At 71.2% G+C, this 24,712-nt stretch carries 22 protein-coding genes; 10 read left to right on the forward strand and 12 right to left on the reverse strand.

The window, feature by feature from the left end; genetic code table 11:
- The first annotated feature begins 221 nt into the window (after positions 1–221).
- Complete coding sequence (locus tag HNR51_RS20975; protein ID WP_182556231.1) at positions 222–1,481, forward strand: MFS transporter; 1,260 nt, start codon at positions 222–224, stop codon at positions 1,479–1,481.
- A 145-nt stretch (positions 1,482–1,626) separates the two neighbouring features.
- Here the strand turns inward: HNR51_RS20975 and HNR51_RS20980 are convergent, their stop codons facing one another.
- Together HNR51_RS20980 and HNR51_RS20985 are read right to left on the reverse strand one after the other, a co-directional pair.
- Positions 1,627–2,394, reverse strand: a complete 768-nt coding sequence (locus tag HNR51_RS20980; RefSeq protein WP_182556232.1) for a ComF family protein — start codon at positions 2,392–2,394, stop codon at positions 1,627–1,629.
- 28 nt (positions 2,395–2,422) lie between these two features.
- Positions 2,423–2,650 (reverse strand): hypothetical protein, encoded by a 228-nt coding sequence (locus tag HNR51_RS20985; RefSeq protein ID WP_182556233.1) that lies wholly within the window; start codon positions 2,648–2,650, stop codon positions 2,423–2,425.
- Between the two features lie 215 nt (positions 2,651–2,865).
- Here HNR51_RS20985 and HNR51_RS20990 point away from each other — a divergent pair, with 215 nt between their 5' ends.
- Positions 2,866–3,756, forward strand: coding sequence for a methyltransferase domain-containing protein (locus HNR51_RS20990; protein ID WP_182556234.1), 891 nt, complete (start codon positions 2,866–2,868; stop codon positions 3,754–3,756).
- Positions 3,753–4,109 carry a DUF427 domain-containing protein gene (locus HNR51_RS20995; RefSeq protein WP_182556235.1) on the forward strand — a complete coding sequence of 119 codons (357 nt, stop codon included), beginning with the start codon at positions 3,753–3,755 and terminating at the stop codon, positions 4,107–4,109. The genes HNR51_RS20990 and HNR51_RS20995 overlap by 4 nt, the downstream gene beginning before the upstream one ends.
- A 34-nt stretch (positions 4,110–4,143) precedes the next feature.
- On the opposite strand, the gene HNR51_RS21000 is transcribed toward HNR51_RS20995, so the two are convergent.
- The 4 genes from HNR51_RS21000 to argJ are packed head-to-tail and all read right to left on the reverse strand — an operon-like array spanning position 4,144 to position 8,080.
- Positions 4,144–5,682, reverse strand: a complete 1,539-nt coding sequence (locus HNR51_RS21000) for a DUF6880 family protein (protein WP_182556236.1) — start codon at positions 5,680–5,682, stop codon at positions 4,144–4,146.
- 24 nt (positions 5,683–5,706) lie between these two features.
- Positions 5,707–6,123: a (deoxy)nucleoside triphosphate pyrophosphohydrolase gene (locus HNR51_RS21005; protein ID WP_012452325.1), complete on the reverse strand. Its 417-nt coding sequence runs from the start codon at positions 6,121–6,123 to the stop codon at positions 5,707–5,709.
- Complete coding sequence (locus tag HNR51_RS21010; protein WP_182556237.1) at positions 6,120–6,839, reverse strand: SIMPL domain-containing protein; 720 nt, start codon at positions 6,837–6,839, stop codon at positions 6,120–6,122. The genes HNR51_RS21005 and HNR51_RS21010 overlap by 4 nt, the downstream gene beginning before the upstream one ends.
- Positions 6,836–8,080, reverse strand: a complete 1,245-nt coding sequence (gene argJ / locus HNR51_RS21015) for a bifunctional glutamate N-acetyltransferase/amino-acid acetyltransferase ArgJ (protein ID WP_182556238.1) — start codon at positions 8,078–8,080, stop codon at positions 6,836–6,838. The genes HNR51_RS21010 and argJ overlap by 4 nt, the downstream gene beginning before the upstream one ends.
- A 376-nt stretch (positions 8,081–8,456) precedes the next feature.
- Between argJ and HNR51_RS21020 the strand changes: the two genes are divergently transcribed.
- Both HNR51_RS21020 and HNR51_RS21025 read left to right on the forward strand, forming a co-directional pair.
- Positions 8,457–8,927 (forward strand): response regulator, encoded by a 471-nt coding sequence (locus tag HNR51_RS21020; RefSeq protein WP_182556239.1) that lies wholly within the window; start codon positions 8,457–8,459, stop codon positions 8,925–8,927.
- A 90-nt stretch (positions 8,928–9,017) separates the two neighbouring features.
- Positions 9,018–9,584 carry a glutathione peroxidase gene (locus HNR51_RS21025; protein WP_182556240.1) on the forward strand — a complete coding sequence of 189 codons (567 nt, stop codon included), beginning with the start codon at positions 9,018–9,020 and terminating at the stop codon, positions 9,582–9,584.
- A gap of 20 nt (positions 9,585–9,604) precedes the next feature.
- Here the strand turns inward: HNR51_RS21025 and HNR51_RS21030 are convergent, their stop codons facing one another.
- Complete coding sequence (locus tag HNR51_RS21030) at positions 9,605–9,823, reverse strand: hypothetical protein (RefSeq protein WP_210280179.1); 219 nt, start codon at positions 9,821–9,823, stop codon at positions 9,605–9,607.
- Between the two features lie 111 nt (positions 9,824–9,934).
- Here HNR51_RS21030 and HNR51_RS21035 point away from each other — a divergent pair, with 111 nt between their 5' ends.
- Together HNR51_RS21035 and HNR51_RS21040 are read left to right on the forward strand one after the other, a co-directional pair.
- Complete coding sequence (locus tag HNR51_RS21035) at positions 9,935–10,162, forward strand: hypothetical protein (protein WP_182556241.1); 228 nt, start codon at positions 9,935–9,937, stop codon at positions 10,160–10,162.
- A gap of 88 nt (positions 10,163–10,250) precedes the next feature.
- Positions 10,251–10,493, forward strand: coding sequence for a DUF2188 domain-containing protein (locus tag HNR51_RS21040; RefSeq protein WP_182556242.1), 243 nt, complete (start codon positions 10,251–10,253; stop codon positions 10,491–10,493).
- 6 nt (positions 10,494–10,499) lie between these two features.
- Here the strand turns inward: HNR51_RS21040 and putA are convergent, their stop codons facing one another.
- The 3 genes from putA to HNR51_RS21055 all read right to left on the reverse strand — a co-directional run bounded on the left by putA (position 10,500) and on the right by HNR51_RS21055 (position 17,783).
- On the reverse strand, positions 10,500–13,592 hold the full coding sequence (gene putA / locus HNR51_RS21045; RefSeq protein ID WP_182556243.1) for a bifunctional proline dehydrogenase/L-glutamate gamma-semialdehyde dehydrogenase PutA: 3,093 nt from the start codon (positions 13,590–13,592) through the stop codon (positions 10,500–10,502).
- 243 nt (positions 13,593–13,835) lie between these two features.
- Complete coding sequence (locus HNR51_RS21050) at positions 13,836–17,375, reverse strand: AsmA family protein (RefSeq protein WP_182556244.1); 3,540 nt, start codon at positions 17,373–17,375, stop codon at positions 13,836–13,838.
- 156 nt (positions 17,376–17,531) lie between these two features.
- Entirely contained in the window at positions 17,532–17,783 is a 252-nt protein-coding gene (locus tag HNR51_RS21055; RefSeq protein ID WP_182556245.1) for a hypothetical protein, read from the reverse strand.
- 114 nt (positions 17,784–17,897) lie between these two features.
- Between HNR51_RS21055 and HNR51_RS21060 the strand changes: the two genes are divergently transcribed.
- Positions 17,898–20,294 carry an ATP-dependent helicase gene (locus HNR51_RS21060; RefSeq protein WP_182556246.1) on the forward strand — a complete coding sequence of 799 codons (2,397 nt, stop codon included), beginning with the start codon at positions 17,898–17,900 and terminating at the stop codon, positions 20,292–20,294.
- A gap of 380 nt (positions 20,295–20,674) precedes the next feature.
- Positions 20,675–21,391 carry a PhoH family protein gene (locus HNR51_RS21065; RefSeq protein WP_041370987.1) on the forward strand — a complete coding sequence of 239 codons (717 nt, stop codon included), beginning with the start codon at positions 20,675–20,677 and terminating at the stop codon, positions 21,389–21,391.
- Between the two features lie 70 nt (positions 21,392–21,461).
- Here the strand turns inward: HNR51_RS21065 and aqpZ are convergent, their stop codons facing one another.
- Both aqpZ and HNR51_RS21075 read right to left on the reverse strand, forming a co-directional pair.
- On the reverse strand, positions 21,462–22,202 hold the full coding sequence (aqpZ, locus tag HNR51_RS21070) for an aquaporin Z (protein WP_182556247.1): 741 nt from the start codon (positions 22,200–22,202) through the stop codon (positions 21,462–21,464).
- 251 nt (positions 22,203–22,453) lie between these two features.
- Positions 22,454–23,347, reverse strand: coding sequence for a 3'-5' exonuclease (locus tag HNR51_RS21075; protein WP_012452338.1), 894 nt, complete (start codon positions 23,345–23,347; stop codon positions 22,454–22,456).
- A gap of 150 nt (positions 23,348–23,497) precedes the next feature.
- Here HNR51_RS21075 and HNR51_RS21080 point away from each other — a divergent pair, with 150 nt between their 5' ends.
- A complete protein-coding gene (locus HNR51_RS21080; protein WP_182556248.1) occupies positions 23,498–24,712 on the forward strand; it encodes an oxalate decarboxylase family bicupin in 1,215 nt (404 codons plus the stop codon).

The following is a 24,712-nucleotide window of genomic DNA, read 5'->3' on the forward strand; positions in this document are numbered from 1 at the left end:
CGGCAGCGGCAAGGAACAGTCGCAAGAGGCCGTCCCGGCCGTATTCCGCCCATCAAATGAGTTGGCACGCCGTCTGCATTGAAATCCGCGCTGGCCCTCGGCCAGCGGGCGGGGCAACGGCGCCTCGCGCTCGGACGGCGCGTGTCCGGACACACTCTTCCGCATGAATGGCCCCGCCCGGCTCGCCGAGCGGTGCGTCTTCGAGCCCAACGAGCACGCCGATGGCTTCCTTCAAGACCGTGATGAAGTCGGGCCACCCCCCGACCCTGTTCGCCGCTTTCCTCTATTTCGATTTCTGCTTCGCGATCTGGGTGCTGAACGGTGCCATGGGCCCGTTCATCACCGAGACCTACAAGCTGACCCCGGCCGAGACCGGCTTCATGATTTCGCTGCCGATCCTGGCGGGCGCGATCATGCGCTTTCCGCTCGGCGTGCTGGCCCAGTATATCGGCCGCAAGAACGCGGCGCTGACGGAGATGAGCGTCATCGTGCTGGCAATGGCCTACGGCTTCTTCTTCGTCTCCTCTTACAACGACGTGCTCGCCATGGGCGTGCTGCTCGGCATCGCCGGCGCCTCGTTCGGCGTGGCTTTGTCGCTCGGCTCGGGCTGGTTCCCGCCGGAGCACAAGGGGCTCGCCATGGGCATCGCGGGCGCCGGCAATTCCGGCACCGTGCTCGCCGTGCTGTTCGCTCCGCCGCTCGCCCAGGCCTATGGCTGGCAGGCGGTCTACGGCTTCGCCGGCCTCGTGATGATCGTTCCGATCCTCGTGATGATCGTCCTCGCCAAGGAGCCGCCGGATTCTCACAACCAGACCTTCAGGGAGCACGTTTCCTGCCTGTTCACCAAGGACGGCTGGGCCTTCTCGCTGATCTACATCATCACCTTCGGCGGTTTCATCGGCCTCTCGAACTTCCTGCCGACCTTCTTCTACGAGCAGTTCGCGGTGACGAAGGTCGAGGCCGGGCGCCTCACCATGCTGGCCGCCCTGATGGGCTCCGGCATCCGTATCCTCGGCGGCTACTTCGCCGACCGGATGGGCGGCATCCTCGTCCTCTCCCTCGTGCTGCTGGCCGCGATCGGCTCGTTCCTGGCGCTCACCGCGACGCCCTCGCTCGCCGTGACGACGCTGCTGTTCATGCTCTGCTTCGCCGCCCTCGGGGCGGGCAACGGCGCGCTGTTCCAGCTCGTGCCGCTGCGCTGGCCGACCAATACGGCGGTGGCCGGCTCGATGATCGGCGAAGTCGGCGCGCTCGGCGGCGCCATCCTGCCCAACGTCATGGGCTTCTCGAAGCAGCATACCGGCGGCTTCGCCTCGGGCTTCGTCGTCTACGCCCTGTTCACCGGCGCGGTGCTCGCCTGCCTGTTCCTGTGGCAGCGCAAGTGGGTCGGCGCCTGGGTCGGCCCGCGCGGCAAGGTGCTCGACCAGCCGGCGGAGACGAACGCACAGGGCGCAGGCCGGATGGAGCCTGCGCGGGCTTGAGGCAGCCTGAGGCCCCGTCCCGAAAGGCGACGGGCAGCGTTCGGGCAGGATCGACGAGGGCGCGGATCGACTGATCCGCCGGACGGGGGCCTCTGCGGTCCCCGCTCTCGTTTCAGGCGGCAGGCGCAGCCGGGATGTCCGGGCGTCAGAGCCCGTCCCGTGCCACCGTGGCGAAGGTCAGCAGATCGACCCCCGCCGCACCGGCGCGCAGCAGCACACGGGCGGCGGCATTGCCGGTGGCACCCGTCGTACTGACGTCGTCGACGAGGAGAAGGCGCCGTCCGGCGATTCGTGACCGTGCCCTGTCGGCGACGCGGAAGGCGCCCTGAAGGTTGGCGGCCCGTTGCGCGCGCGTCAGACCAACCTGGGGGCGCGTCGCTTTCACGCGGACGAGGGCGTGCAGTTCGCACGGCTTCCCGGCGATCCCGCCGATCGCGCGGGCGAGCAAAGCCGACTGGTTGAAGCGCCGCCGCCAGAGCCGCAGGCCGTGCAGCGGCACGGGGAGGATCAATTCGGCCTCGTCCAGCACCTCGCGTCCGGCCGAGGCCATCATGCGGCCCATGGTTCGGGCGAGGTCGAGGCGATCGCCATATTTGAGGCGATGCACGAGGTCGCGGGCCGTGCCGTCGTAGATCGCAACGGCCCGGGCGCGTCCAAAGACGGGCGGTTCGGCGATGGCTCCGGGCGAGAGCAGACTTCCGATGCCCAGATCGAGGGCGAAAGGCGTGCCGAGCCGCTCGCAATAGGGCCGCTCGATCAGGCGCAGGCCGCGCCAGCAGGTGGAACAGAGAGCGTGGGGCTGTCCGGTGGCGCCGCCGCAGGCGACGCAGGTCGGCGGATAGACGAGGCCGATGGCCGCCGATGCGAGACGCCGCACGCCGTCCCGCACAGCCGGGAGACCGGGCGCCGGCATCGAGCGCCGATGATTTCAGCCCGGCCCGTTAATGGGCGCCGCTGTCCTGGCCGCCCTGTTGCGCCGCCTTGTCCTTCTTGTTCGCCTGATGCCGGCCGATGGCGCAACCGGCCGCGGCTCCCAAGACGCCGTGCCCGGCCATGTGCCCGGCAAGGCCGCCCACCGCAGCGCCCTTCAGGCAACCCTTGGCCTCCGCGGTGCTGGCCAACGCGACGGCGACAAGGATCAGAGCGGCGCGGATCAGAATCCGTGTCATCTTCAACCTCCCTGGTCGAGGAGCGAACGGAGAGCCCCGGATTCCGTTCCAGGACAAACCGTCGCCGAATGATCGTGCAGTCGGCGATATCGCGACATCCAAGACTCGTGCCGTGGAACGCTGCGAGGTCGCGCCGATCGGATGCCTGCGGTCGCGCGGCCCGAGCCCGTTCAGACCCTGGCCGCAGCGCCTTCAAAGCCCCATCTGCCCATGCGATGAACGACTCCGCCCCCCTGTTTGATCCCGCCCTCATTCGACACCGCATCGTTCGCGCGCGGGCGGCGGGCTATGCCGGTTTCCTGATTGAGCGGATCGCCGAGGATCTGGAGGACCGCCTCGCTGCGGTGACGCGGCCGTTCCCTCTCGGACTCGATCTCGGCACACCCCTTCCCACGGTGTCGGACCGCCTGCGCAGCAGCGGCCGGGTTGGGCGGATGATCCGTCTCAGCCCGGTCTTCGAACCGAACTCGGCCGTCGGAGACCCCGAGATGCTGCCGTTCGGCGAGCGGGCCGGGTTCGACCTCGTGGTCTCGGCGCTGTCGCTCCAGCACGTCAACGATCTGCCCGGCGCTCTTGTCCAGGTCCGCCGGGCGCTGAAGCCCGACGGCCTGTTCCTCGCCGGCCTGCTCGGCGGGGCGACCCTGACCGAACTGCGTCAAGCCTTCCTCCAGGCCGAGAGTGAGACGGAAGGGGGCGCGAGCCCCCGCGTCGCGCCCTTCGCCGAACTGCGTGACCTTGGCGGGTTGCTGCAGCGGGCGGGGTTCGCCCTGCCGGTGGCGGATGCGGACACGATCACCGTCCGCTACGGCGACCCGTTTTCGCTGATGCGCGATCTGCGCGCCATGGGGCTGACCAACGCGCTCCACGACCGCCGACGCGCGCCGCTGCGGCGGGCGACGCTGATGCGCGCGGCCGAGATCTACGCCGAGCGCTTCTCCGATCCCGACGGGCGGCTGCGGGCGACCTTCGAGATCCTGTGGCTGTCCGGCTGGGCCCCCCATGAGAGCCAGCAGAAGCCGCTGCGGCCCGGCAGCGCGAAGGCGCGGCTCGCGGACGCGCTCGGCGCCGCCGAGCATCGGTTACCGATCAACGGAGAGCCGTCATGAAGGAGCCGGGCCCCGCCCACCCGATCACCATCACGCCTCATCCGACACCGGTGCGGGTGCGGCTCGGCGGGCGCGTCATCGCCGAGACCGGGCGGGCGCTGGAACTGCGCGAGGGGGGTTACGGCCCCGTCCTCTACATCCCGCGCGAGGATCTCGTTGCGGGTGCGCTTGCCCCCAACCCGCAGCGGAGCTTCTGCCCTTACAAGGGCGAGGCGTCCTACTTCGAGCCGGTCGGCGGCGGTACGGCACGCGCTTCCGTCGCGTGGTCCTACGAGAACCCGTTTCCGGCGGTGGCCCGCATCCGCAGGCACGTGGCATTCTATCCCGACCGCGTCGACGCCATCGAGGCGTGAGGTTGAGTCGTCAGGTCGAGAGGCGAGGCACGTCTCAGCCCTCGACCTGCGACCAGAATCCCGACTTGCGCCCGTGCGCCTTGCGCAGACGCGCCACGTAGTCCCCGTGGTCCGGCGTCAGGTCGCCCGGCTTCAGCTCCCGCGCGAGGTCGGCAAGGCGCGTCAGGTGGCGGGCGCCGTGGCCGTAGGCTGGCGAGCGGCCGCGGTCGAGGATGTCGTCGATGAGGGCGCGGTAGAGCACGCTCGCCGCAAGCGGATGGTCCGGCTCCAGCGCTTCCGCGGCGGGCGCCAGCAGCTCCCAGATGCGGCCGGACCATGCGTCGCGCCGCGCGAGCACCAGCCGCGCGGCGCGGTCGAGGTTCGGCCAGCGGATCAGGAAATACAGGCCGCCATGCGGGTCCTTGCGGTTCGCCGCATGGTCGAAGGCGCGTTCCAGCGCCTCCTCGTCCTCGAAATCCGGCAGACGGGCAAGGTAGTCGCGCAGCGCCTGGGCATCGAGGCTCTGCTCGAAGCGCGACCAGCGCAGCGCCTGCGCCTCGTCCTTGCGGCCGAGGGCGTCGAGGATGCGGATCTCGACCGCTTCGCGAGCGCGTTCCGGCCCCTGCGGATCGATGCCGCCGGCCACGAGATCCTCGCGGGTCACGACCGCCGTGCCGCGCTTCTGCTTGCGGCGGATCCAGTCGAGCGCTTCCTCGGGGCGTCCCGCGGCCAGCAGCCGCTCGGCCACCGCCGCGAGGTCGGGCCGCTCGGGCGACATCTCCTCTTCGATGGCGATGAAGGCGTCGGCGTCGCCGCGGGCGTCGGCGATGACTTGGCGCAGACGGTTGAGGCTGAGGCGGTGATAGCGCCGCTCCCAGTCCTGCCCAGCCCCCGCGAAGGCGGCCGCGCCCGTCGTCTTGCGTGTGGGAGCGGGAAGCGCGGCGAGCGCCTCGACCAGACGCGCATCGAGCGGTTCGAGCGCCGCCTTCGGCAGCTTCGGCAGGAGATCGACCAGCAGGGCGCCGACGAGGCCGAAGCCGTCGCGGTCGAGCCCTTCGACGGCACGGGCCGCGAAGCCGAGCGCGGCGTCGGCCGAGAGGCTCGCTGCCAACCCGCCGGCGGCCTCCGCGGCCGCCTCGTAGACGGCGTGCACCTGCCCGCTGGAATCGTCCACCCGCTCCAGGGTGGCGTCGGCGCCCTGGAGGAAGCGCAGCAGCCGGTCGAGGGCCATCCCGGCATCGAGCGGCTTCAGATCGGAGAGGATGGTGGCGAGCGTGGCGTCGAGGTCGGCGGCAAAGGCCCTACGCTTCTGCCAGTCGATGTAGCCGCGTGCCTTCTCGAGCGCAGAGAGGCGGCGATCGATCATGGCCGCCACCTTGTCCGGGCCCTGGAGCGCGGCGAGCGCGGCCGTCACCCGCTTCTTGAAGGCGGCGCTCTGTCCGACCTCTTCGAGGATGAGGGCGATGAGCCGCTCCTGGCTCAGCGCCGCGAGGCTGTCCGCCGTCGGCGTGGTGCTGCGGGAGGCGCGCGGCTTTGCGGCGCCCGTCGTCTTCGCTGCCGCGCTCTCTCCTGCCGCCTTCACCCGTCGCGCCATGCTCGCCCCCGTGCCCGGGTCCGGTCAGGGGCCGAGCAGATCGATCAGGAAGGGGATCAGCGGCAGGTCGGCCGGCGGCATCGGCAGGTCGCGCAGGGCGCCCGGGCGGACCCAGCGAAGCGCCTGCGCCTCCCGCGACTGCGGAATCCCTTCCCACCGCCGGCAGATATAGAGCGGCATCAGCAGGTGAAAATCCGGATAGGCATGGCTCGCGAAGGTGAGCGGGGCAAGGCACGGCTCCTTGACCGTGATGCCGAGCTCCTCCGCGAGTTCGCGGATCAGGGTTTCCTCCGGCCGCTCGCCGGGCTCGACCTTGCCGCCGGGAAATTCCCAGAGGCCGGCCAGCGCCTTGCCCTCCGGTCGCTGGGCCATCAGAACCCGCCCGTCGCTATCGACCAGAGCCGCCGCGACGACGAGCAAGAGCTTGACCGGCGCGCTCATCGGCCGATCGCGAACACGGCGTCGACTTCCGCCGACGTCTCGATCGAACCGGCCTCCACCGGGACGGCGGACCGGCCGCGGGGGGCCGCCGCCTTCATGGCAAGGCCGTAGGGCATCGGCCGGGGCGATTCGGTTCGCGGCGGCGAGTCGATCGAGATCACGCTCCCGAGCTTCACGCCGGTCGCCTCCGCGATGCGCTCGGCCTGCGCCTTCGCATCCTTCACGGCGGCGACCTGCACGGCGGCATCCGCTGCGGCCGGGTCGCGCAGGCCGAAGCTGATCCCCTGGATGCGGTTGGCCCCCGAATCGAGCGTGCGCCGCATCAGTTCGCCGAGCCTGCCCATCTCGGCCAGCCGCACCCGCACGCGGTTGCTGGCCGTGTAGCCGTCCTCGCGCTCGCCCATCGTGCCGTCGGGGAGCCGGACGTTCTTGATCCGCGGCTGCAGGGTGACCGCGGAGGTGCCGATATCGGCCTCCGCCACACCCATCTCCTTGGCCGTCGCGACGATGCCCTTCGCGGCCTGGCTCGCGGCATCGAGGGCGGCGGCCGGCGTTGCGCCGCGGCTCTCCACGCCGATCTCGACCGAGGCGAAGTCCGGCGCGACCTCCTGCGAGGCCCGGCCGATCACCCGGATGCGGCCGGACTCGTCATCGGCCGCAGCCGGGCTCGCCGCGGCGAGGAGCAGGAGGGAGCCTGCAAGCGCGAAGCACTTCACGAGCGGTAGTCTCCGTTGATGGCGACGTAGGCTTTGGTGAGGTCGCAGGTCCAGACACGGGCACGGCCCTGGCCGAGTCCGAGTTCGACGCGCACGGTGATCTCGGGCCGGCGCATCACCGCGCTCGCCGCCTCCTCGCTGTAATCGGGGTCGCGGGCGCCCTGCACCGCGACGCGGACGTCGCCGAACCAGATCGCGAGGCGGTCGCGGTCGGCGGGCTCGCCGGCCTTGCCGACCGCCATCACCACGCGGCCCCAATTGGCGTCCTCGCCGGCCACTGCCGTCTTCACCAGCGGCGAATTGGCGATCGACATGGCGATGCGGTGGGCGGAGGCATCGCTCTCGGCGCCCTCGACCTCGACGGTCACGAGCTTGTTGGCGCCCTCCCCGTCCCGGGCGACGAGCTGCGCGAGTTCGATCAGCAGGTCGTCCAGGGCCGCGCAGAAGTCGGACAGTCTCGGATCGTCGGCGCGGGTGACCGCCGCGTTGCCCGCCGCGCCGGTGGCGAAGAGCAGCAGCGTGTCGGAGGTCGAGGTGTCGCCGTCCACCGTGACGCAGTTGAACGAGGTCTTCGTGCCCGCGCTCAGCAGCTCCTGCAGCACGTCCTGCGGCAGGGCGGCGTCGGTGAAGGCGAAGGAGAGCATCGTCGCCATGTCGGGGGCGATCATGCCCGCGCCCTTGGCGATGCCGTTGATCGTCACCGGAACGCCGTCGATCGCGGCCCGGCGGGTGGCGAGCTTCGGGAAGGTGTCGGTCGTCATGATGGCGGTCGCCGCCCGGGTCCAGGCCTCGGCACCGCCCTCGGCGCGGGCGGCGCAATCGGCCAGCACGCCCTCGAACTTGCGCGCGTCGAGGGGCTCGCCGATCACGCCGGTGGAGGCGATCATCACCGCCTCCGGGGCACAGCCCGCCGCCTGTCCCGCGATCTCGGCGGTCAGCGACACGGCCTCGCGACCCTTGAGCCCGGTGAACGCGTTGGCGTTGCCCGAATTCACCACGAGCGCCCGCGCGCCCTTGCCGGCCTTCAGGGCGTCACGGCACCAATCCACCGGCGCGGAGGGGCAGCGCGAACGGGTGAACACGCCCGCGACGTCCGTCCCCTCGGCAAGCGCGACGTAGAGCACGTCCGTACGGTTCTTGTAGCGGATGCCGGCCTGGGCGGTGGCGAGGCGCACGCCCGCGATCTCCGGCAGCGACGGTGAGGCGGCGGGCGCCAGGGGGGAGATTTCCGTGGATGACATCGGTCGTCGGCTCCGTCTCTAACCCGCTCTCGCCCGGTCGGCCGCGTCGGGAGGGGCGGCCTCGCACGCGGAGGCGACACGGGCATGAATCCCGAAGGTCGCGGGCCGCTCTGTTGCGCCCAGGGAGCTTCGCGTCAACACGCGGTGGCTCGGGGCGAGCGGCGGAGCCCATTCGCCGAAGCTCCCGGCGTCGGCCGGGGCCGCTCACACGAAGGTGAGCGCTCGGGACTGGAACGATTCTCCGGGGAGAGCTGATTTTCACTACAACCGTGCGATGCACAAGAATAGGATGCACCGGACCGTGTCCCGAAAGCTGCATCCCAGCCCGTGCTGAGTAAAGCCGCTTGAATGCATTGCGCAACCTGCTTAACCTAGAATGATGCATCGCAACCAAGATCGCGACGACACGACCATCGACGTCGATCCCGGCCGCGTGGAGGCAGGAATCGGCGGAGCCGGTGCGCCGCGAAGCTGCTACGGGGTTCAGGTGCTGGTTGCGGGGCGCCGCAAGCAGTGGCGCGACGAGATCAACGGACAGATCCGGCGCGCCGGCTACAGCGCGATCTCCGTCGATTCCGCCGTCGATGCCCTCACCGTTCTCGTACTCGGCCTGCCCGTCGATGTCTTGGTGACCGATGCGGAGTTGCACGGCTCTCTCGGCATCAGCGAACTCGCCGCCGAGGCGCGGGCGCTGCGTCCCAATCTCGGTATCGTCGTCGCCTGCGATTCGGCGGTCAGCGACTGTGCCGACCTTGTCCCGGCGGATGCGCTGCTGGTGCCCTGCCCGAGCCAGGAGGAGGCGGTCGCCTCCTCCGTGCGCGAGGCGCTGGCCGCCCGCGCCGTCTGAGACGGCTCGAACGCCGGAGCCCGCGACGATCGGGCCGGTACCCGATGGCAAGCCGGACATGGCAGCTTCCGGGCCGGAGGATACCACGCCATGACGATTCGCCGCCGCGACTGCCTCGCGATGCTCGCCGTTCTCGCCGCGGGGCGCGCCAACGCTCCCGCCTATGCCGCTGAATCCGGCCCGGCGGGGGCCTTCGCGTTCGACAAGCCGGGCGGCGGCACGCTCCCGCTCTCGGCCTATGCCGGCAAGCCCGTCCTCATCGTCAACACCGCCACCGCCTGCGGCTACGCTCCGCAATTCGCCGGCCTCCAGGGGCTGTGGACCCGCTTCGGCGACCGGGGCCTGACGGTGATCGCCGTGCCCTCCCCCGATTTCGGCAATCAGGAGCCCCTCGACGGCGCCGCCATCGCCGAGGCCGCGCGGAAGAACCACGGCGTCACCTTCCCGGTGGCGGACAAGACCCATGTCCGCGGCCCTGCTGCGCATCCGTTCTATCGCTGGGCGGCGGAGCAGAAGCCGGGGCAGAGCCCGCAATGGAACTTCCATAAATATCTCGTCGGCCGCGACGGCACCCTGCGCGCCGCCTTCGCGACCCAGATCGATCCGAGCGATCCGCGTATCGTCAGCGCGATCGTCGCGGAGCTGGGGCAGGCCTGAGACGCGGCTCCGTCACGGGGTCACCGGCCGGGAATGTCGGCCGGCGGCAGCAATCCCCGCTCAGACCGCGGCAGCGGACGGCGGGCGCGCGGCGCTTGGAAACGTCCCTCCCGCTCAATCGCGCGCGGCGGCGCGGACGGGTAGTTCGAGGCGAAGGGGTTCGGCGGCACGCCCTGCGCGAGGGAGGGCGAGGCCGCGAGGCAGAGGCAGGCGACGAGGAAAGCGGGGCTCGGGCGCATCGGCGGTGGATTTCCGGTTCGCAGGGGCTCGCGCCGGCACGGGGCGCCTCCCCACATCCCACCCAGCCGCGTCATCATTGCGGCCGGAACGCACGAGCCGAAGACCGAGCCATGGACCCGCACAGCTTCGAACAGGATGGCGTCGTCTACGAGGTCCGCTTCGAGCGGACCCCGGACGGTTGGATCGCGCGGATCCGGCCCGAGGACGGCGCCGAGGCCCATGTCTTCGCTTTCCCCGACGGCATCGGCTTCGATCCGGAGGACGTGCGCGGCTCGCTGATCGCCGGCTGCGAAGCGGCGGTGGCGCGCATCCCACGCCGGGCGCCGACGCGGCATTGAGGGCTCGAAACGGAACCTCGCGCAGCGAAACCGGTTCGGGCACCAGCACGCGGAACAAAAGCGCGCCGGAAACGAACGGGATTTTCCGATGACCGAAGTGACCTATCACATCGTCGAGCATGACGGCGGCTTCGCCTACAAGGTCGGCGACGTCTTCTCCGAGACCTTCCCGAGCCGCCAGGAGGCGCTGCAGGCCGCGCAGGCCGCCGCCGCCGAGCAGCAGGTGCCGGGCTCGACCGAAGGGATCCGCTACCAGGATGGGACCGGCCAGTGGCACGACGAGACCGCGCAGGGCAGTGACCGTCCGGTGGCCCGGGTCGCCGAGGACTGAACCGCCTCACCCGTCGAGGGTTATGAGCCCGACGCTGCCGCCCGCCGCGGCGGTGTTGACGGTGAGCGTCCGCTCGGTCGCGAAGCGGGCGAGATAATGCGGGCCGCCGGCCTTCGGGCCGGTGCCCGAAAGGCCGGTGCCGCCGAAGGGCTGGCTGCCGACGACCGCGCCGATCATGTTGCGGTTCACGTAGACGTTGCCGTGCGGCAGCGCGGCGGCGATCCGCTCGGCCGTCTCCTCGATGCGCGAATGGATGCCGAGGGTGAGCCCGTAGCCCTCGGCCCGGATCGCCTCGATCACGCCGGCAAGGCCACTTGCCGGGTATCGGACGACGTGGAGGATCGGACCGAACACCTCTTGCCGCAGGTCGGCGACGCCGCCGATCTCGAAGATGTGCGGCGCCACGTAGAGCCCGCCCGGATCGGCGCCGGAGACGTGCGTGCGCGCCGACCGCGCCATCGCCGCGATATGCGCGTCGAGGCGCCGCTTGGCCGATGCATCGATCACCGGACCGAGATCGGTCGCGAGGTCGCGGGGATCGCCCACCGTCAGTTCCCGCGCCGCGCCGGCCACCGCCGCGATCATCCGGTCGGCGACATCCTCCTGCACGAGGAGCAGGCGCAGGGCCGAGCAGCGCTGCCCGGCGGAGCGGAAGGCCGAGACCACCACGTCGTCGGCCACCTGCTCGGGCAGCGCGGTGGCATCGACGATCATCGCGTTGATGCCGCCGGTCTCGGCGATCAGCGGCAGGATCGCGCCGTCGCGGGCGGCCAGCGCCCGATTGATCGCCTGCGCCGTTGCCGTTGAGCCGGTGAAGACGACGCCGGAGAGCGCCGCATGCCCGATCAGCGCGGCGCCGGTCTCCGGGCCGCCGGGAACGAGGTGCAGGGCGCTTCCCGGCACGCCGGCCCCGTGCAGCAGGCGCACGGCAAGGTCCGCCACCAGCGGTGTCTGCGGCGCCGGCTTGGCGACGACCGCGTTGCCGGCCATCAGTGCCGCGGCGACCTGCCCGGTGAAGATCGCGAGGGGAAAATTCCACGGCGAGACCGCAGCGAACACCCCGCGCCCGCTCAGGCGCAGGCTGTTGGCCTCGCCCGCCGGGCCGGGCAGGCTCTGCGGCTCCGCGAACAGACGCCGGCCCTGCACCGCGTAGTAGCGCAGGAAGTCGATCGCCTCACGCCACTCGGCGACGGCGTCGTCCAGGGTCTTTCCGGCCTCGGCCTGCAGCAGGTGCAGCAGGCGCGGTTGCTCGCGCAGGAAGGCCTCCGCCGCCCGCTCCAGACAGGCGGCGCGCGCGTCGGCGGGTGTCGCGGCCCAGGCGGGAAAGCCGCGGGCGGCGGCGTCCATGGCGCGCGCGGCGATGGCTTCGTCGGCCTCCGTGACGCTGCCGAGAGCGGTCCCGTCGATCGGGCTCAGGACCGGCCGGGCTTGGCCGGCCTGAACGGTCCCGTCGATGAGCGGCGTCGCATCGGCGGAACTGGACGCGGCGGCGACCGACCCGATCTGCCGCCGCAGCGCCGCACCATCACCGAAGGCCAGCCCCGGCGCGTTGCGGCGCTCCGCGCCGAACAGGTCGCGCGGCAGCGGGATCTCGGGGTGGCGGGCCTGGGAGGGTGTCTCGACGAGGGTTTGCGGCCGGGCGAGAAGCTGTGCCACCGGCACCGCCGGATCGGCGGCGCGGGCGACGAAGGAGGCGTTCGCCCCGTTCTCCAGCAGGCGGCGCACGAGATAGGCGAGCAGTTCGCGGTGCCCGCCGACCGGCGCGTAGATCCGCTGGCCGATGCCCGGAGCCCGCTCGGCCAGCCGCTCGTAGAGCGCCTCGCCCATGCCGTGCAGGCGCTGGAATTCGAACCCGGCCTCCTCGGTGGCGGGACGGTCGAGGAGGCCGGCCAGCCCGAGCACGCTCGCCACCGTCAGCGCGTTGTGCGTGGCGAATTGCGGATAGAGCCGCGGGCGGTGGTCCAGCAGCCGTCGGGCGGCGGCCAGATAGTTCAGGTCCGTCATCGCCTTGCGGGTGAAGACGGGATAGTCGGGCGCACCCTGAATCTGGGCGAGCTTCACCTCGGTGTCCCAGTAGGCGCCCTTGACGAGGCGCACCATCAGCCGCCGGTCGTGCCGCTCGGCCAACTGCGCCACGTGGTTGATCACCGGCAGGCAGCGCTTGGAATAGGCCTGGATTGCGAGTCCGAACCCGTCCCAGCCGGCGAGCGTCGGATCGGCCAGCACCGCTGCGAACACGTCGAGGGAGAGTTCGAGCCGTTCGGCCTCCTCGGCGTCGAGGGTGAAGTTGAGATCGTGGGCGCGGGCCGTGCGGGCGAGGTCGCGCACCACCGGCACCAGTTCGGCCATCACCCGTGCGCCCTGCGTCGGACTGTAGCGCGGATGGAGCGCCGAGAGCTTGACCGAGATGCCGGGCCGGGCCGGCAGGGGCGCGTTGCCGGCCTCCCGGCCGATCCGGGCGATGGCGCGGGCATAGGCCTGGCGGTAGCTCTCCGCGTCCTCCGCCGTGCGGGCGCCCTCGCCCAGCATGTCGAAGGAGTAGCGCGAGCGCCGGGCGGCGCCCGATCCGGCGCGCTTGAGCGCGGCGCCGATCTCCTCCGCCAGCACGAATTGCCCGCCCATCAGCCGCATCGCCCGGTGCGCCGCCGCGCGCACCGCCGGGCGGCCGAGACGCCGGACCATGCCACCCAGCGTCGCCTCGGGCGTATCCTCCGGGCCGACGAGGCGGGCGCCGAGGCCGAGCGCCCAGGACGCGGCCTGGGCCAGCCCGCTCTCCGAGCGCACCGCGTGGTGGGCGAAATCGCCCTCGCGCAGCTTGTCGGCGATCAGCCGGTCGGCGGTGGCCGCGTCGGGCACCCGCAGCAGCGCCTCGGCGAGACTCATCAGGGCGAGCCCCTCACGGGTCGTGAGCGCGTATTCCCGCAGCAGCGCCTCGACCGCGCCGTGGCCGGCATCCGCGCGGATCGCGTCGATGAGGTCGGCGGCGAGCCCATCGACGGCCGCTTCCGCACCCGCCGGTAGCGGCGCCTCCTGCAGCAGCGCCTCGGCCAGGGCGGCGTCATCCGGCGCGTAGGGAGCCTGGAAGCGTGGTGAGGACATGGGAGCCGTCGCGGTCACACGCGAGCCTAGCACCGTCCTCGACGTTCGTAAGGCCCTCGCGAGGTCGCCGGGCGACATCCGGGCAGACTCGTTCGGAGACGCCTCGCGCGCGTAGCGCCAGGAGACTTGACGGGAGATGGCAGGAACCGCGCCTTCGAGACGAAGGCCGCCCCCGAAGTCCGTTCCGGCCCGCACATCGATCTGAGCGCGTCCCGCAAGCCCTGTGCGCCGCCGCGGCGGGCCTCAGGGCCGGGCGCCGGGCGGGCTGATGTCGAGCGGCACCGCCTCCGGCGCGGGCTGGGACGGCTCGGCCTCCAGGCGCGCGCGGCGGGCGGCGTCCTCGGCCTCGCGCTGACGGGCGAGCCGCGCCGCCTCCTCGGCGGCCTGCTGCGCCTTGAGCCGGGCTTGGCGCGCAGCGTCCTCGGCGGCCGTGCGGGCGCGGTCCATCTCGATCCGGGCGCGGCGGCGCTGGCGCTCGCTCTGGTCGGCATCGAACAGCTCGATCTTCTCCAATTCCCGCTGGAGCACGAGGGCGGCGAGCCCGGTGGTGAGCGGCGCCGCGTCGAGCCGCCGCTCGGGCGCGGTCAGCGGTCCGCCGAAGCCGAGCTGGATCGCGGGCGCGGCGCCGGACCAGCCCTTCGGCGCGGCGGCCGCGATGAGGGCGCCGCGAGCGTCGAGGCTGCGGTGGCGCAGATCGACCTGCAGCGTGCCGTTCCAGCGTGCAGGGCCGAGATCGATCCCGAACGGAGCCGTGCGCAGGGTGGCCGACGATAGGGTGAAGGCGGCCGAGACCGGTCCCTTGGCATGGAGCGGACCGGCCGAGAGTTCCTCCGATACCAGCGCCTGGAGCCGTCCCTCGCGCAGGGGATCGTCCTCGGCCAGCGCCTTGCCGAGGGCCCGGTCCAGGGCGGCCGCATCGGCGCCGGGCAGCGTCAGGTCGGCGAGCCGGAACTCGCCGTTGCCCGAGAGATCGTTCGACAGGGCGGCGAGGCTCACCCCCGTGGCGCCGAAACGCAGCTTCGCCGAGAGCCGGCCGGTGAGCGGTCCGGGGCCGATCAAGGCGGCAAGGTCGGCGCCGTCGACGCTGCCCTCCCCGGAAATTGCGGCGCTGCCCGCCGGCCGGGCGAGCGTGACGGAGCCTCCGAGCCGGCCGCCGGCGAGACCGGCCGAAAGGTCGCGAAGGCTCAAGGCATCGCCCTCACGCACCAGCGTCAGGTTCGCCCCCTCGGCGACGAGGCCGCGGCCGAGATCGAGCTGCCCGACCTTGAGGCCCAGGCTTGTCCGCGGCTGAGCCGGTACTGAACCGAAGCGGTTGCCCTCGCCTGCGGGGAACACGGTCGCCGCAGCGAGCGCCGGCAGCGACAGGCGGCTCAGCGTAGCGGTGCCGGAAAGCGCCCCGTCCGGGGCCCGATCGAGAGCGGCGGAGAGGTCGGCGCCCGCCGCCTGCCCCGTCACCTCGGCATGCGCATCCGCGTTCCGGCGCGACAGGTTCACTGTCAGGGCGGCGGGCAGCGCCTCGGCGGCCGGGGCGGCGCTGCCGGCGAGGATCAGGAAGGGCGCGAGGTCGGGCGTCTCCAGCCGCAATTCGCCGCCGGCCGGCGGCCGGTCGAGATTGTCGAGCAGGATCGGGCGCGGCGTGGAGAGGGTGAGGCCGGCAAGATCGCCCTCGACGCCGAGCGCGAGCGGCGCGCTCTCCTGGCCCGAAGCGGTCGCCGTACGGCTCCCGGTCAGCCGGAGGCGGCCGGGCCGGCGCAGGGCGGCGATGTCGTCGCGGCCGAACCAGCGGCCGGTCCTGGGCGTCGTCAGCGTCGCGTCGAGGCGGTCGATCCGTCCGGCGCGGGCCAGAAGCGCGAGACCGAGATCGCCCTCCCCCACGCGCCCCTTCGCCGTCGCGCGCAGGGCATCCGCCTCGCCCGATTCGCGCTCGAGGGTCAGGTCGAGGGCCAATCCGCTCTGGCGGACGCCCTGGGGCACGAGGCGGGCCTCGGGCAGGAAGCCGCGCTCCAGAAGGGCGAGCAGCGGCGCTGCCTTGCCCGCCGTCACCCGGCCTTCGATCCGTCCCGACCCGTCCGGGGCGATCCGCCCGGCGAGCTGCGCGCTCGCACCCGCGAGATCGGCGATGTCGAGGGTGTCCACGACGAGGCTGGCGCCGTCCGATTGCAGGCTGACCGCGATGGTGCCGTTGCCGGAATGCGCGCCCGAGGGTCCGTAGCGCACGTCGCGCGCCTTCAGCGTCAGGCCGAGGTCGTGCCGGTGGAGGCCCGACATGAGTTCGCCCAGCGGCGGCAGTTCGGCGATGTCGATGCCGCTGGCGGAGAGCTGCGCGTCGAGCCGGCCGCGCCCGTCGCCGCCGCCGCGATCGTACCGGGCGTTGCCGGTGACGCGGGCTTCGCCGAGGGCGAGGCGCAGGTTGCGCAGCGAGAGGTCGCCGCCGGCCGCGGAAAGGTCCGTGCCGAGTTCGAAGGCGCGCCCGTCGAGGATTGCCGCGAGGCTCTCCTCCGCGCCGATGCGTCCGAGATAGCGCCCGAGCCCCTCCGAATCGCGCGCGGCGAGGTCGATATGGCCCGTGAAGCGGGGCTCGCCCGACAGCTCGGCCTCGCCGGTGGCCGAAACGCGGGCCGAACCGGGCGCCGTGCCTTCGAAGCGCCGCAGCACGAGGCCGCCGGCACGGTCGAAGGTGCCGCGGAAGGCGACGCCGGCCCAATCGTCGAGGCCGAGGGCGACGCTCTCGGCGGCGAGATCGAGGTCGAGGAGCAGCGGCGGCGTCAGGGCGCCCGAGGATAGTCCGGAGGACAACCCCCCGGCCAGCATTCCCCGCGCACCGCCGGAGAGCAGCAGCCCGTCGAGGTCGAGCCGGCGGGTGCGCAGCGTCAGGCCGAGCCGGGCCTCGCGCAGGTCGAGCCGGCCGCTGCCCGACAGCCGCGCCGCCTTGCCGCCGGGATCGAGTTCGATCTCCACCGACTTGGCCTGCGCGACGGGGCCGCGCGCCTCGAATTTCGCCGCGAGGGTGAGCGGCAGAACGGCGCCGGCCGGCTGGACCGGCGGCCCGACGGTGAGCCTCGCCGTGCCCTCCGCCTCGGGCACGAGGCCGCGATGTGCCTGGTCTCCCCCCGGAGCGTCTTCGGGTTTGAAGGTGAGGCGGGCATCGAGTTCCAGCCGGGGCATGGTGTCGCCGCCGCCCGTGAGCTTCAGCGAGACGCCGCCATCCCCGCCGGCGGTGCTGGTGGCAAGGTGAAAGGGGCTTCCCTTGGCCGTTCCCTCCACCAGCCACGGGCCGGCGAGCGCCGGGGCCCGGAGGCGCAGGTTCTCGGCCGTAAACTGCGCCTGCGGTGCCTCGCCGGTGCGCGCGGTGGCGACGCTGAGGCGGCGGATGCGCAGGTCGTCGATCACGATGTCGCGGCGAAGCGCCTGCGGCTCGCGCGGGAGCAGCAGCGCCTCGTCGGAAACCGGGAGGGTGAGATCGGCACGCTCGATCGCGGTCTGGACGAAGCGCACCTCCCCCTTGAGCAGGGGTGCCAGGGCGATCTCCGCATCGACGCTCCGCGCATCGAGGGCCGGCCCATCCTCGGCGCCGAGTCGCAGCCGGGCGAGGCGCAGATGCGGCGAGGGCAGCAGGCGCAGGTCGATGGCGCCCTCGCTGCGGGCACCGGCGCCGAGGGAGTCCGTCAGCGCGCGGTCGATCAGCGCGCGATGGGCCGACCAGTCGATGAAGGGCGGCACGGCCACCGCCGCCACGAGAACCAGCACGACGGCGCCCGCGAGCGCGGTCAGGATATCACGCACCGTTATCGCTTCCGCCTGGCCTGCGGGCCGCAGGTCTTGGTTCGCGTTTCACGCGCGTTTCGAAGCGAAGCCTCTGGAAGCGCGCAAAACCCCGTCCACGCGGCCATAGCACAGGCTGCGGCCGGCCCGCACCACAAGCTCAAGCGCGAGCGGATCTCAGCGGCGGATGCCGAAGGACGGCCCGGCCGGCGGCGGCACGTTGAGCGGCGCGCGCTGGATCTGGTTGCGGATGGCGCTGTTCTCCAAGCTCTGGCGCTGCTCGAAGTTGCGGTTCTCGTTCCGGTACTCGAACGTCTGGTTCTGCCGGCTCGTGGCGCCCCGGTTCCCCGGGCTCTGCGCCAGGGCCGGCGTCACCGCCGGCGCGAGAACAGCGAGCAGGGTCAGGAGGGTGAGCGACGGGGCACGCATGGCCTCATCCTTCATCGTTGTCGGTCTTCGGACTTCCCGGGTGACGCGCGAGGGGGGCCGGGGGTTCCGGATCGGGTCTCGACGGCGTTCGCCTTTTGGTCCAGGGATGCGCGCATGATGCAAGAGCCCCACGACGCGCCCGGCGCGTTCCGGCCGCGCCCGTCCGACGACGAAGCGCCGTCGGCTCCGACCTCCATCGCTGCCCGTGCCATGGCCGCCCTGCGGCCCGAGGGCGCCTCCTATCTCTCCGGCCTGAACCCGGAGCAGCGCCGCGCCGTGGAGGCGACGGAGGGGCCCGTTCTCGTGCTGGCCGGTGCCGGCACCGGCAAGACGCGGGTGCTGACGACGCGCATCGCCCACCTGATCGCCACCGGCAAGGCGCGGCCCTACGACATCCTCTCGGTGACCTTCACCAACAAGGCCGCCCGGGAAATGAAGCACCGCATCGGCGGGCTCATCGGCCCGGCGGGCGAGGGCATGCCCTGGCTCGGCACCTTCCACGCCATCGGCACCAAGATCCTGCGCCGCCACGCCGAGCTGGTCGGATTGAAATCCGACTTCACCATCCTCGGCACCGACGACCAGCTCCGCCTGATGAAGCAGGTCATCGCCGACCAGAACATCGACGAGAAGCGCTGGCCCGCCCGCTCGCTCGCCCACACGATCGACGGCTGGAAGAACCGGGGTCTCTCTCCCGAGCAGGTGCCGCCGGGCGAGGCCCAGGCCTTCGCCTTCGGCAAGGGCGGGCAGCTCTACGCCGCCTATCAGGCCCGGCTCGCCACCCTCAACGCGGTCGATTTCGGCGACCTTCTGCTGCTCTGCCTGAAACTGTGGCGCGAGAACCCGGACATCCTGGCCAATTACCAGGACCGGTTCCGCTACATCCTCGTGGACGAGTACCAGGACACCAACGTCGCCCAGTATCTCTGGCTCAGGCTGCTGGCCCAGGCGCGCAAGAACGTCGCCTGCGTCGGCGACGACGACCAGTCGATCTACGGTTGGCGCGGCGCCGAGGTCGACAACATCCTGCGCTTCGAGCACGACTTCCCCGGTGCCACCGTGGTGCGTCTTGAGCGGAACTACCGCTCGACCGGCCACATCCTCGCCGCCGCCTCCGGCCTGATCGCCAAGAACGAGGGCCGCCTCGGCAAGACCCTTCGCACGGAAGACGAGGCCGGCGAGCCGGTGACCGTGACCGGCGCCTGGGATTCGGAGGAAGAGGCGCGCCAGGTCGCCGAATCGATCGAGTCGCTCCAGCGCCGGGGGCACCCGCTCTCGGAGATCGCCGTGCTGGTGCGGATCTCAGCGCAGATGCGCGAGATCGAGGACCGGTTCGTGCAAGTCGGCCTGCCCTACCGGGTCATCGGCGGCCCGCGCTTCTACGAGCGGGCGGAGATCCGCGACGCGCTGGCCTATCTGCGCGTCACCATGAACGGGGCCGACGACCTCGCCTTCGAGCGCATCTTCAACACGCCCAAGCGCGGCCTGGGCGACGCCACCCTCCAGACCCTGCACGCCTTCGCCCGCGCCGACCGGATCCCCCTCCTGGCCGCGGCCGGGAAGCTGATCGAGACCGACGAGCTGAAGCCCCGCGCCCGCTCGATGCTGCGCGGCCTCGTCGAGAGCTTTTCGCGGTGGGTGCGGCTGGTGGGGACCAAGCCCCATCCGGAGGTCGCGCAGACCATCCTGGAGGAATCCGGCTACACCGAGATGTGGCAGAAGGACCGCTCGGCCGACGCCGCCGGGCGGCTCGAAAACCTCAAGGAATTCGTCCGCTCGATGGAGGAGTTCCCCGACATGGCGGCCTTCCTCGAACACGTCTCCCTCGTCATGGAGGCCTCCGAGGCGGAAGGCGCCGACCGCGTCTCGCTGATGACGCTGCACGCCGCCAAGGGGCTCGAATTCGACACCGTGTTCCTGCCCGGCTGGGAGGACGGCCTGTTCCCGAACCAGCGCGCCATCGATGAAAGCGGCCGGGCCGGCCTGGAGGAGGAGCGGCGTCTCGCCCATGTCGGGCTCACCCGGGCCCGCAAGCGCGCCAAGCTGTCGTTCGCCGTCAACCGGCGCATTCACGGCTTGTGGTCCTCGACCATCCCGTCGCGCTTCATCGACGAGCTGCCGCCGCAGGCGGTGGACGTGATCGAGGCGCCCGCGCATTTCTCGGCGGGCGCCTCGCGCTTCGACCGCAACCCGACCCCGTTCGGCTCGTCCTACGGCACGCCGGGCTGGCAGCGGGCGCAGGCCAACACCTCGGGCGGGTTCGGCGGGGGCGGCAGCCAAGGGCGCGGCGACGGGCGCGGCGCCGGGCGCTCGGGCGGGCCCCGGGAGATCGAGGGCGAGCTGGTCGCCAAATTGACCGGCGCGCCCTCCGTCTTCGAGCACGGCCAACGGGTCTTCCACACCAAGTTCGGACCCGGCACGGTGGCCGGCGTCGACGGCAACAAGCTCACCGTTGACTTCGACAAGGCCGGCCGGAAGATGGTGCTCGACAGCTTCCTCCAGCCCGGTTGAAGCGTCCCGCCGGCGGTCGTCCGCCGGCTGCGCCGCCGCCCTGGGAGGGCGACGCCCGCGATGGCCTTGGTCAGGATCTTCCCGATCCGCCGGCAGCGCCGAAAGGCGCCGGGTCATCGCTTCTTCGCAGAGCCGTCACGCCCCCGTCGCCCGCGCTTGCAACCCTCGCGGGGCGGGCGAAGCGTTGCCGTAAAGCCGCGTTCCACAGCCTTCGTGTCGAGGCTTGGAACCGACTCGCGGGGTTTGGCTTTGCTCTTGCGTACAGATGAAAGAAGATCGGCGACGTCTTCGCCGAATCGAGGGAGAGTTCAGACAGTCGAGACTGGTTGAAAAAGCGAGTTTGCGAGAGTCACGCACGAGTCAAGGTGGAGTGTTGATCCATGAAGAGACGACGCGCACGGCTTGAACTGGTTGAGGACCGACCGATCCGGATGCATCGGACCCGCTTCGACGAGGAACGTAATCCCGCACCCATCCAACCACTCACGGATAAACAAGGTCAGTACCTCGACGCCCTCGCGTCATCTTCACAAGTCATCGTTCTCGGACCCGCCGGCACGGGCAAGACCTTCATCGCCGGCACCCGCGCCGCCGATCTACTCCGCCAGCGCCGGATCTCGAAGGTCGTCATCACCCGCCCCAACGTCCCCTCCGGCCGCTCGCTCGGCTTCTTCCCCGGAACCCTGGAAGAGAAGATCGCGCCCTGGGTCGCTCCCCTCACCGAAACGATGAAGGAGCGCATGGGGGCTGCCGCCTTCGACATCGCAGTGAAGGCCGGCGACATCGAAGTCGTCCCCTTCGAGGTCATGCGCGGGCGCACCTTCAAGAACTGCCTCGTGATCCTCGACGAGGCGCAGAACACCACGACGCCCGAAATCAAGATGTTCCTGACCCGCATCGGCGACGATTGCCAGGTCATCATCAATGGCGACGTCTCGCAGACCGATCTGCGCGAGACATCGGGGCTGCGCACGGTCATCCACCTCGTGAAGAGCCGGATGATGGCGATCCCGATCGTGGAATTCACGCTCGACGACATCGTCCGCTCCGGCATCTGCGCGGAATGGGTGAAGGCGTTCGAGGAGGAGCGGCTGTAGTACGCGCCACGACTCGGTAAGACGCGATGACGAGGTCCCGACAGGCCTCGTCATCGGTGACGATGGATCCTCAGATCCCGGCGCCTCTCTCGATAATGGCCGTCTCGACGATGTCGGCGGGTTCGTAGAGCCAGCGCGCCATGGCGCCGGCCGCGATGGCTCCGACGATCGGGGCGAGCCAGAACAGCCAGAGCTGCGCGATGTAGTCCGGGCCCGCGAACAGGGCCGGCCCCGTGCTACGGGCGGGGTTCACCGACGTGTTGGTCACCGGGATCGAGATCAGGTGGATCAACACGAGCGCGAAACCGATTGGGATGCCGGCAAAACCCGCCGCAGCCCCTTTCGAGGTCGTGCCGACGATGATGAAGACGAAGATGAACGTCGTCAGGACTTCCGTGATCAGGCAGGCGGCGAGGCCGTACTTGCCTGGGCTCAGTTCGCCGTAGCCGTTCGCGGCAAAGCCGTTCGGCACCCAGCCGGCCTTGCCCGAGGCAATGGTGTAGAGGGTGAAAGCTGCCACTGTCGCGCCGATGACCTGCGCGATGATGTAGGGCAGGACATGCCGGCTCGCGCAGCGCCGGGCCGACCAGAGCCCGAGCGTGACGGCCGGATTGAAATGGCCGCCCGAGATGTGGCCGACAGCGTAGGCCATCGTCAGCACGGTGAAGCCGAAGGCGAAGGCGACGCCGAGGAAGCCGATGCCAAGTTCCGGGAAGGCTGCGGAGAGGACAGCGGCACCGCATCCGCCGAAAGTGAGCCAGAAGGTGCCGAAGAACTCGGCGGTCGTCCGACGCATCGTATCGTGATCCATGGCGACACCTCATGCTTACGGGTCGCGAGGCGTGGACCGAGCCGTCGACTCGGAAGTCCGATCGCCGCACCGCGGGACGGAGTCGTCTGCGTCAGAACGAGCCGTGACGCATCGGGAGATGATCCCATGCGTATGTCGGGCCAGCAATGATCGGCATCATACGTCGAACGGCACTCAAGCGGCGTACCGCTTTCGTGCTCGATGCTTCGGCATCGCGACGAGTCCGGACGAACGCCGCGCGACGACGGGCTTCAGGCCGCGGCGACGCCCTTCGTGCGCAGCGGCCCGACGGACTTGCCGTCCAGCAACTGGCGCAGGCGCTCGACATCGTCGACGTTGTTCGAGGTGAGATCGGTGATGTCGCCCTCGACCAGCGCATCGACGTGGCGGCAGCGGCGGCGATGCGTCCCTGCCGGACACGAGCAGCGGAGATACGGCCCGTCCGTCCGCTCCTCGAATTCGAGGACGTAGCGGTTGCCGGTGCTGCCGCGCATGGCGAAGCGCAGCTCACCTTTGGGCCGCAGATCGACGATGCCGGAGGCCCGCAGGGCATGGGCCGATGTCGAACGGGTGAAGTCGCGCCGAGGGCCGGCCACCGCGCGGATCGGCATCAGCCCGAGGCCGCGGGCGAGATCGGCGATGTCGGCCGCACCGGTCTCGCGCAGGGCCGCCAGCGCGATCTCGGCGCAGGCGAAGGCGTCCTCGCCGGCATCGTGGTGCTCGAAGCGGATGCCGAGGCGCCCCGCCACCTTGGCGAGGCCGTGGCCGGCGGGATCGGGGAAGATCCGCCGGGCGATCTGCAGGGTGCAGTGGCCGGCCATGTCCGGCACCGGCTCGCCCCAGGCGGCGAGCGACGCGGCCAGCACGCCCATATCGAAGCCGGCATTGTGAGCGAGCAGCAGCGCGCCGGTCAGGTCCGGCCGGAACTCGGCGAAGACCTCGGGAAATGTCGGCGCGTCGCGCACATCCGCCGGCAGGATGCCGTGGATGCGGATGTTGCCGGGTGAGAACCGCATCTGCGGCGGGCGGATCAGCCGCGTCTCGCGCCGCACCACGCGGCCGCCCTCGATCCAGGCGAGACCGACCGCGCAGGCGCTGTCGCGTCGCTCGTTGGCGGTCTCGAAATCGATCGCGACGACGCTCATGGGTCTCAGATTAGGGGGTGGCGGGCCGATCCCGCAAGGCACGGGAAGCCGCGCAGGGCCGCGCCCCGCGCCGGATGTCGTGATCGCGGTCGTTGAGACAAAGACAGCCTGAACTCGTTACCGGGCGACAAGGGGATTACCGAGGTCGTCATGAACGTGTTCTCACGCCGGGGCCTGATCGCTGCCGCAGGCGGCGTGGCATGGGGCGCTGGCTCCGCGCGATCGGCCGAGGGACCGTCGCCGCTCCGGGGCAACAAGGGCGCCGACATCCTCGGGCCCCGCAACGCGCCGCGCGAGGCGGAGGACCCCTTCACCGTGGCGCCGCCGAAGACCGACCACGGCACCATGCCGAACCTGAAATGGTCGTTCGCCGACAGCCACATGCGGCTCGAGGAAGGCGGCTGGGCGCGCCAGACGACGACGCGGGAACTGCCGATCTCCACGACCATGGCCGGCGTGAACATGCGCCTGAAGGCCAACGTCGTCCGCGAGATGCATTGGCACAAGGAGGCGGAGTGGGCCTACATGATCAAGGGCCGCGCCCGGATCACCGCGATCGACGGCGATGGGCGCACCTTCGCCGACGATGTCGGCGAGGGCGACCTCTGGTACTTTCCCTCCGGCATCCCGCACTCGATCCAGGGGCTCGACGGGCCGGAGGACGGCTGCGAGTTCCTGCTGGTGTTCGATGACGGCGGCTTCTCGGAGGACTCGACCTTCCTGATCACCGACTGGCTCGCGCATACGCCGCGCGACGTGCTCGCGAAGAACTTCGGTTTGCCGGAGCGCGCCTTCGACGCCCTCCCCGAGAAGGAACTCTACATCTTCCCCGGACCGAAGCCGGGCGCCCTGGCCGAGGACCAGCTCGGCGGTGCGGGGCCGGTGCCGAAGCGTTTCAGCCACAGGATGCTGGCGCAGGAACCGATCCGCACGACGGGCGGCACCATTCGGATCACCGATTCCACGATCTTTCCGGCCTCCACCACCATCGCCGCAGCGCTGGTCGAGTTGGAGCCGGGCGCGATGCGCGAGCTGCATTGGCATCCCAACGGCGACGAGTGGCAGTACTACCTCTCCGGCCGGGGGCGGATGACGGTGTTCGGCTCGGAATCGAAGGCGCGCAGCTTCGATTATCAGGCGGGCGACGTTGGCTACGTCCCGTTCGCCATGGGCCACTACATCGAGAACACCGGCGACACGCCGCTGACCTTCCTCGAGATGTTCCGCAGCCCGCGCTACGCCGACATCTCCCTGCGCCAATGGATGGCCCTGACCCCGCACGCCCTGGTGCAGGCCCATACCAAGCTCGACCGGGCCGCGATCGATGCCTTGCCGCAGACCAAGTCACCGGTGGTCCCGGGCTGA

The organism is Methylorubrum thiocyanatum (genome assembly GCA_014138645.1).
GTDB lineage: Bacteria > Pseudomonadota > Alphaproteobacteria > Rhizobiales > Beijerinckiaceae > Methylobacterium > Methylobacterium thiocyanatum.

What these genes read in the sequence shown, in the direction of transcription:
- HNR51_RS20975 (WP_182556231.1), top strand. Translation starts at nt 222, where the DNA reads ATGGCTTCCTTCAAGACCGTGATGAAGTCGGGCCACCCCCCGACCCTG.
- HNR51_RS20980 (WP_182556232.1), bottom strand. Translation starts at nt 2,394, where the DNA reads ATGCCGGCGCCCGGTCTCCCGGCTGTGCGGGACGGCGTGCGGCGTCTC.
- HNR51_RS20985 (WP_182556233.1), bottom strand. Translation starts at nt 2,650, where the DNA reads ATGACACGGATTCTGATCCGCGCCGCTCTGATCCTTGTCGCCGTCGCG.
- HNR51_RS20990 (WP_182556234.1), top strand. Translation starts at nt 2,866, where the DNA reads ATGAACGACTCCGCCCCCCTGTTTGATCCCGCCCTCATTCGACACCGC.
- HNR51_RS20995 (WP_182556235.1), top strand. Translation starts at nt 3,753, where the DNA reads ATGAAGGAGCCGGGCCCCGCCCACCCGATCACCATCACGCCTCATCCG.
- HNR51_RS21000 (WP_182556236.1), bottom strand. Translation starts at nt 5,682, where the DNA reads ATGGCGCGACGGGTGAAGGCGGCAGGAGAGAGCGCGGCAGCGAAGACG.
- HNR51_RS21005 (WP_012452325.1), bottom strand. Translation starts at nt 6,123, where the DNA reads ATGAGCGCGCCGGTCAAGCTCTTGCTCGTCGTCGCGGCGGCTCTGGTC.
- argJ (WP_182556238.1), bottom strand. Translation starts at nt 8,080, where the DNA reads ATGTCATCCACGGAAATCTCCCCCCTGGCGCCCGCCGCCTCACCGTCG.
- HNR51_RS21020 (WP_182556239.1), top strand. Translation starts at nt 8,457, where the DNA reads ATGATGCATCGCAACCAAGATCGCGACGACACGACCATCGACGTCGAT.
- HNR51_RS21025 (WP_182556240.1), top strand. Translation starts at nt 9,018, where the DNA reads ATGACGATTCGCCGCCGCGACTGCCTCGCGATGCTCGCCGTTCTCGCC.
- HNR51_RS21030 (WP_210280179.1), bottom strand. Translation starts at nt 9,823, where the DNA reads ATGCGCCCGAGCCCCGCTTTCCTCGTCGCCTGCCTCTGCCTCGCGGCC.
- HNR51_RS21035 (WP_182556241.1), top strand. Translation starts at nt 9,935, where the DNA reads ATGGACCCGCACAGCTTCGAACAGGATGGCGTCGTCTACGAGGTCCGC.
- HNR51_RS21040 (WP_182556242.1), top strand. Translation starts at nt 10,251, where the DNA reads ATGACCGAAGTGACCTATCACATCGTCGAGCATGACGGCGGCTTCGCC.
- putA (WP_182556243.1), bottom strand. Translation starts at nt 13,592, where the DNA reads ATGTCCTCACCACGCTTCCAGGCTCCCTACGCGCCGGATGACGCCGCC.
- HNR51_RS21055 (WP_182556245.1), bottom strand. Translation starts at nt 17,783, where the DNA reads ATGCGTGCCCCGTCGCTCACCCTCCTGACCCTGCTCGCTGTTCTCGCG.
- HNR51_RS21060 (WP_182556246.1), top strand. Translation starts at nt 17,898, where the DNA reads ATGATGCAAGAGCCCCACGACGCGCCCGGCGCGTTCCGGCCGCGCCCG.
- HNR51_RS21065 (WP_041370987.1), top strand. Translation starts at nt 20,675, where the DNA reads ATGAAGAGACGACGCGCACGGCTTGAACTGGTTGAGGACCGACCGATC.
- aqpZ (WP_182556247.1), bottom strand. Translation starts at nt 22,202, where the DNA reads ATGGATCACGATACGATGCGTCGGACGACCGCCGAGTTCTTCGGCACC.
- HNR51_RS21075 (WP_012452338.1), bottom strand. Translation starts at nt 23,347, where the DNA reads ATGAGCGTCGTCGCGATCGATTTCGAGACCGCCAACGAGCGACGCGAC.
- HNR51_RS21080 (WP_182556248.1), top strand. Translation starts at nt 23,498, where the DNA reads ATGAACGTGTTCTCACGCCGGGGCCTGATCGCTGCCGCAGGCGGCGTG.